At 59.9% G+C, this 419-nt stretch carries 1 protein-coding gene; it reads left to right on the top strand.

The features are described from left to right. Window positions 1-157: 157 nt before the first annotated feature. Window positions 158-409, top strand: a complete 252-nt coding sequence (locus B3T59_RS24610) for a helix-turn-helix domain-containing protein (RefSeq protein WP_414652094.1) — start codon at window positions 158-160, stop codon at window positions 407-409. The last annotated feature ends 10 nt before the right edge of the window (window positions 410-419 follow it).

Below are 419 nucleotides of genomic sequence, written 5' to 3' on the forward strand. Positions count from 1 at the left end.
CCCCCCGATCGAGTTTGAGACAATCAAAACCGCCGCACTCGCGGCATAGAGAACGAGTCAACGAAACCCTCAGCAGTCCCAATGGCCCGGAAACGTCCGCGAGCTCGAATCGCTATTGCTCTCGGTGGCGAGCCGAGTATGCGGCTCCGCTATCGGAATGCAACATCTGGGTGCTGGGTGTCGGGATGCGGTGCCGACGCGCACGCTTTCAAGTCTGGAACGAGCCGAGCGAGAGACGCTCATGCTGACCCTGCAGGAATGCAAGGGGAACAAGTCGTTGGCGGCAGCAAAGTTTAGTGTGGCGCGCTCGCCCCTTTACCGCAAAATGCGCCCGGATGGGCTCAACAAGGATCGCAGCTTCATGCCTGAAATTGGTACCGCCGGGAGCTCGTCGCAGCGGTCCACATAACCTTCTCGGT

This window comes from Gordonia sp. UBA7860, from assembly GCF_002500165.1.
GTDB lineage: Bacteria > Actinomycetota > Actinomycetes > Mycobacteriales > Mycobacteriaceae > Gordonia > Gordonia sputi.